Source organism: Chloroflexus sp., from assembly GCF_034435895.1.
Taxonomy (GTDB): Bacteria; Chloroflexota; Chloroflexia; order Chloroflexales; family Chloroflexaceae; genus Chloroflexus.
Map to the genome: position 1 here is coordinate 1 of NZ_DAOTWH010000180.1, position 4,172 is coordinate 4,172.

Sequence of the window (4,172 nt, forward strand, 5' to 3'; positions counted from 1 at the left end):
GGCGGAGCGCCTTGCCAACGTTGGCCGACATCGAGGCGTTATTAGCGTCTTAGAAGGCGATGTGCCGGTGGCGCAACTGCACGCTTTGCAGCAACCCAATCCCGGCGAGGGTCATGACCATAAAGCTGCCGCCAGCCGACACGAACGGCAGCGGCAAACCAGTGACCGGCAACAAACTCATGTTCATACCAAGATTGATCACGGTATGGCTGAAGAGCATGCCAAAAATGCCGAGCGCAATCATCCGGCCAAACTGATCGCGCGCCTTGCCGGCAACTGTTAACGTCTGCCAGAGCAAGATGGCTAAGAAGATGATCAAAACGAGCCCGCCAATGAAGCCTAATTCTTCACCCACCACCGCAAAGATGAAGTCGGTATGCTGCACCGGCACATAATTGCCCTGACTGAACAGGCCGCGGGTCAAACCAGCGCCGGTCAGACCACCAGAGCTAATCGCATTGAGCGATTGGATCACGTTATATGCCGCGTTGAAATCAACTGCTGCCGGGTTGGTCAACAGGTAATAAAAGGTACTGAGACGCACTTGCTGGTAGGTGTCGAGCACATAGTGCCATGCCACCCAGCCGAGCGGCGCCGCCATAATGAATAAGAGCATAAGTTGGGTGGGCCGCATCCCGGCGCCCCACGCCATCACCAGCCAGATGCTGGCCATGACCAGCGCCGTGCCGAGGTCAGGTTGGACAAAAACCAACGCCATTGGTACTGCGGCAATCAACAAACTGCCCAATTGCGCCAGCCAACTCCCGCCGCGATCGGCGTAGCGTTGCCAATACGCGGCCAGCGCCAATATCAACACCAACTTGCTCAATTCAGAGGGCTGGAAGGTGCGCTCGCCGATCGCAATCCAACTGCGCGCCCCTTCGCTCACCCGGCCAATCACCAATACTGCGGCGAGCAAGAGCACCGTACCAACATAAAGGGGACGCACCAGACTGGAGAGCAGGCGATAGTCGAATAACATCATCATGACCATCACTACCAGCCCGACAGCGATGTAAACGAGTTGGCGATCAAAGACCGGGCGCAGCGGCAAGCCATTGCCTGCGACCGCATTGAGCGTAGCGCTGTGCAAGGCCATCCCGCCGATGACGAGCAAGACCGCCACACTGCCGACGATAGCCCAATCGAGATCACACCAGCGCCGTGTCTCCACCATTTACCTCCACGCAACGTCAGCGGTACACGCTGCTGACCAGCGGGCGTTCGATCGCCGCAGCAATGCGCGCCAGTTGGCGCATCATGCCGGCAAAGCTGTCCGGCATCAATGATTGCGTGCCATCGCACACTGCATAGGCTGGATTGTCATGCACTTCGACGATCAAGCCGTCGGCGCCGGCAGCCAACGCGGCCCGTGCCATTGGAATGACCAATTCGGCCCGGCCACTGGCATGCGACGGATCGACAATCACCGGCAAGTGCGAGAGCTGTTTGATCAGCGGCACTGCACCCAGATCAAGCGTGAAGCGCAGGCTATCATCAAACGTGCGAATCCCACGCTCACACAAGACGACATGAGGATTGCCTTCGGCCAGAATGTACTCTGCCGCCAGCAGCAGATCTTTCACCGTAGCGGCAAAACCGCGCTTGAGCAGCACCGGTCGTTGCGTGCGCCCCACGGCCCGCAACAGCGAGTAGTTCTGCATATTGCGCGCGCCGATTTGCAACATATCGGCGTATTCAAGCACGAGCGGCAACGTCTCGGTGTCCATGACTTCGGTCACGACCGGCAGGCCGGTCAAGGCGCGCGCCTCAGCCAATATCTGCAAACCGGCTTCACCCAAGCCGTGAAACGAATACGGCGATGTGCGCGGCTTGTACGCGCCGCCGCGCAAGATCACCGCTCCGGCGGCCCGAACGGCCTGCGCCACATTGAAGGTCTGTTCACGGCTTTCGACTGTGCATGGGCCGGCGATAATGGCAATTCCTTGCCCACCAATCGGGACGCCGCCAACCTCAACGATTGTATCCAGCTCTTTGAATTCGCGGCTCACCCGCTTGTACGGCGCAGTGACCCGGATCAACTGGCTCACGCCGGGAAGACGTTGCAACCGGCCAGCCTGTTCAATCGGCCCTTGATTACCGGTAATCCCAATCGCAGTGCGGGTCGGGCCGGGCATTGGGTGAGGCGTGAATCCCATTGCCCGGATTTCGGCGCAGACTGCTTCGATCTGCTCCGCTGTGGCATGCGCTTCCATCACGACTAGCATAGACAAGGTGGCGGTTGGCGGCGATCATCCGACCGCGCCAACCGCATTGCCGGGAGCTAAGCCCCCGCGAGCTGCACGACCATCGTTACTCGTAGATCCACCCGTCAAGCGAGCGATTCCACTCGCCAATCAGTTCATGAGGCTGGAAGAAGATCGCCGTTTCGCGCTCACCGCTCTCCGGCGAGTCAGAGGCATGGATCAGGTTGCGGCCGATATCGACGCCAAAATCACCGCGAATCGTGCCGGGCGCCGCTTTGGCCGGGTTCGTTGCGCCGACCATCGCACGCACCAGTTCCACTGTGCCCGGCTTGCCAGCCACAACGGCTACGACAACCGGCGCTGACGTGATGTAGCTCACGAGCCCGTTGAAGAAGCTCTTGCCTTCGTGTTCAGCATAATGGCGACGCGCTAGCGCCTCATCAACCTGCATCAGCTTGAGCCCCTGAAACTTGAGGCCACGTTGCTCAAACCGGCTGATAATCGCCCCAATCAGACCTCGTTGCACCGCATCGGGCTTTAAAATAAGAAGTGCGCGTTCCATGCATACCTCATTACGTCAAGAAATAGATTGGTTGTCCGCGGTCAGTATACCATATACTGGTCAACAACCACGCAAGCATAAGGGCGACGCAGCGTGCGTCGCCCCTTTATCGCTAAACACTCTGATTGGGCGGGTAACACAGGGTATCACCCCTCGCCACCCGCCGTGCCATCAGATCGGCACCGCCTCACTGATCCGCTTGGCGGCGCGGCGCATTTCCATCTTCACCAACCCTAGATTCACCGTGCGCTGGGTAATGACGACGAGGATTAGCTCTTTTGCTTCCAACAACAAGATCGAACCGTCTTTAGCATCGATAATCGAGTCTACGAGATTACCCACGCCGAGCCGCCGGGTCGCTTTGTCGATCTCACCAAAGACAGCCGCCGACATTGCGCCCAATATTTCAGCGTCTTCTTCATCGAGTAAGGTGCTAGCGACAACCAGACCATCCTTGCCTACGAGCAAGCTGCCGATGACGCCATCGACCCGGATGAGATCCTCTACAATGCGGCGCATGCTAAACCTTTCTTGTGGTGCCATCTCTGCGACTGCTTTCGTCTAAAGTAAGACGGATACTGCTTACTCAGCAAATGTGACGCTGTAGGCGGCAATGGCTTCATCCAGCCGGCCCTGCCGCGAATAGACATCACCCAATAACCGGTGCAATTGGCGCAACACCGGAACGTCATCAACGGTATTAATCAGGTCTTCTAGCTCCTCAGCGATTCGATCAAGCAACGCGCTTTGTTTGAGCAGACGGCGATAAACCACTCCCATCAATTCCGCCTGCCCAGTCTGCGCGCAGAGGCGAGCAATCGTGAAGGCCAGCGTATGATTGGCTGGATTGGCGCTCAACTGGCGCAGGTAGTCATCAAGTTTAGCATTGCCGGTAGGAATGAAATCTTCCGGCGCGCGTGGCCGCAACGGCGCGCGTGCCGATCGACCCCGTCCGGCGGTCACCGCCTCGCGACGGGCAAAGCGCAAGTCATCGCGTGTCGGCGCTGAACTCCGCCGTTCTTCCGCCATTGCAGCGCGGGAGGCCGGTTGCGGCTTGGCCCGTTCAGAGAGCGGCGGCAACACGACCCGGGCCGGCTCTGGCGCAACCGGCTCTGGAGGAGCTTGCCAAATATCATCCAGCGCATCGAGCGGCTCAGGCTCAAAGCTTACGTCTTCTGCTTTGGGGGGTGGCAGTGGCTCTTCTACGCGCAGGGTGGTGCGCACCGCCTTTGCCACCGGAACTGCTTCGGCAACGCTGAAATCAAACAGATCTTCTTCTGCCGCCTGCGCCGCCGGCGGCTCTGGCTGTTGCATCGCCTTAAGCTGCGCAATCTCCTCGGCTGACAGCCCTAGCTCTTCCAGCGAGAATGGCGTCAGTTCCGGCTCTGCCGCCGCAGCCGCCG

4 protein-coding genes and 1 pseudogene are annotated in these 4,172 nt (G+C 59.1%); all 5 read right to left on the bottom strand.

What is annotated here, in order from left to right:
• Positions 1 to 49: 49 nt before the first annotated feature.
• Positions 50 to 1,177, bottom strand: coding sequence for an FtsW/RodA/SpoVE family cell cycle protein (locus U9R81_RS10695; protein ID WP_322495445.1), 1,128 nt, complete (start codon positions 1,175 to 1,177; stop codon positions 50 to 52).
• Positions 1,178 to 1,193: 16 nt separating this feature from the next.
• Positions 1,194 to 2,228, bottom strand: a complete 1,035-nt coding sequence (gene aroF / locus U9R81_RS10700; protein ID WP_322495446.1) for a 3-deoxy-7-phosphoheptulonate synthase — start codon at positions 2,226 to 2,228, stop codon at positions 1,194 to 1,196.
• Between the two features lie 85 nt (positions 2,229 to 2,313).
• Positions 2,314 to 2,769: a nucleoside-diphosphate kinase gene (gene ndk / locus U9R81_RS10705; protein WP_066782574.1), complete on the bottom strand. Its 456-nt coding sequence runs from the start codon at positions 2,767 to 2,769 to the stop codon at positions 2,314 to 2,316.
• A gap of 171 nt (positions 2,770 to 2,940) precedes the next feature.
• Complete coding sequence (locus U9R81_RS10710; protein ID WP_298406187.1) at positions 2,941 to 3,288, bottom strand: roadblock/LC7 domain-containing protein; 348 nt, start codon at positions 3,286 to 3,288, stop codon at positions 2,941 to 2,943.
• A 63-nt stretch (positions 3,289 to 3,351) separates the two neighbouring features.
• A pseudogene (locus U9R81_RS10715) lies at positions 3,352 to 4,172 on the bottom strand (hypothetical protein); the annotation flags it as partial.